This window comes from Actinoplanes sp. NPDC049599 (assembly GCF_044465625.1).
Lineage (GTDB): Bacteria > Actinomycetota > Actinomycetes > Mycobacteriales > Micromonosporaceae > Actinoplanes.
Map to the genome: position 1 here is coordinate 312,793 of NZ_JBITLX010000003.1, position 1,796 is coordinate 314,588.

At 67.0% G+C, this 1,796-nt stretch carries 2 protein-coding genes; both read right to left on the reverse strand.

Annotated features, from left to right (window positions below):
* Nucleotides 1–702: 702 nt before the first annotated feature.
* Entirely contained in the window at nt 703–1,290 is a 588-nt protein-coding gene (locus tag ACIBQZ_RS07650; RefSeq protein ID WP_184998575.1) for an ATP/GTP-binding protein, read from the reverse strand.
* A 1-nt stretch (nt 1,291) separates the two neighbouring features.
* Entirely contained in the window at nt 1,292–1,666 is a 375-nt protein-coding gene (locus tag ACIBQZ_RS07655) for a DUF742 domain-containing protein (RefSeq protein ID WP_184998576.1), read from the reverse strand.
* Nucleotides 1,667–1,796 lie beyond the last annotated feature (130 nt).

Here is a 1,796-nt window from a genome sequence, read left to right on the forward strand (position 1 = left end):
ATGCGCAACGCGCGGAGCCCAGGCGCAACGCGCGGAGCCATGCGCAACGCGCGGAGCCATGCGCAACGCGCGGAGCCCAGGCGCAACGCGCGGAGCCCAGGCGCAACGCGCGGAGCCCAGGCGCAACGCGCGGAGGCAGGAACAAGGTGCGGAGGCAGGAACAAGGTGCGGAGGCAGGAACAAGGTGCGGAGGCAGGCGCAAGGCGCGGAGCCGGTCGTATTGCGAGCACAACGAGCACTGCCAGACACGAGGTGCACTGCCAGACACGAGGTGCACTGCCAGGCGCAAGGCGCAACACCGGGCGCAAGGGCGCAACACAGGCGCAAGGCGCGAAGCTCACCCGCGAAGCGAAGCAAACCCACGCGGACGCGCAGCGGAAGGCGCGTTGCCAAACGCAAGCCCCGCCGCAGACCCCAGTCCGGCCTGATCGCGACATGACGCCGCCCAAGCCGCAAAGCACACCCCCAACGCAGCCCGCCGCAATGACCAACAACCCCCAGCGCAACGAAGGCGCCAGTGATGGGTTGACGTTGGAAGGCTGCTCCAGGGCTTCTGGAGCGTCGCCTGGGGCTTTGGGGGCCGTTCTGGCGGTAAGGGGCCTGGGTGGGTAGATTGAGAGCGCTCCGCGGCTTCCTGGGGCTCCCGTTTCAGGCATGCAAAAGTCCCGCTCTGTCGGCCAGAGCGGGACTTTCAGCAGCCTGTCAGGCCGGCGCTACCGCGCGCGAGCGACGCATCGTCAGGACGTACTCGACCAGCGAGATGAGTACGTTCTTCGTCGACTCGCGGTTGCGGGCGTCGCAGCTCACCACGGGTACGTCGCTGGAGATCGCGAGCGCGTCGCGAACGTCCTGGGCGTTGTGGTACTGCATACCGTCGAAGCAGTTTATGGCGACCAGGTACGGCAGCCGTCGGTGTTCGAAGAAGTCGATGGCGGCGAAGCAGTCGGCGAGCCGACGCGTATCCACCATGACCACCGCACCGATGGCACCCCGCACCAGCTCGTCCCACATGAACCAGAAACGTGTCTGGCCAGGCGTGCCGAACAGGTACAGGATCAGATCCCGGTCGATGCTGATCCGGCCGAAGTCCATTGCCACCGTGGTCGTCGTCTTACCCGGCACCTGCCGGTTGTCGTCGACACCCACACCGGCGGAGGTCATGATCGCCTCGGTGGTCAGCGGGGTGATCTCAGAGACCGACCCCACCAGCGTCGTCTTACCGACGCCGAAACCACCGGCGATGACAATCTTCGCCGATGTCACACGCCCGGCGGCCGGCCGGCGCGACATGTCAGAGCCTGCGAAGTCCACTCAGCACCCTTTCCAGCAGTTCCGTACCCACCGCATCGGACTCATCATCAAGCGATGTCGGCTCGTACACCGCGACCAGACCATCGGTGGCCATGTCCGCGACGATCACTCGAGCCACCCCGAGTGGCAGTTGCATGCGTGCGGCGATCTCGGCCAGCGACTGCACTCTGCCGCCGTCGCACATCGCCGCGATGTACTGGTGTTCGCTCCCGCCCCTGCCCGCTCCGGTGGAGCGGCCACGCACGGTGGTCTCGACGAGCGCTTCCAGCGCGATTTCCAGCTTCGGCCGGGTACGGCCACGGGTCACGGCGTACGGTCTGACCAGTGCCCCGGTCGGCTCATCGCGTTCGGGCATCGTCACCGCTCACCCCATCCCTTGGCCCATAGAAGTGTCTCTTGTCGTCAAGCTTTTGGACAGATGCCGACCGGAGCCGGCGGACCATCCGTTCAGCCCAGAACTCCGGCCGCGGAGCGCGGCGCGGGCG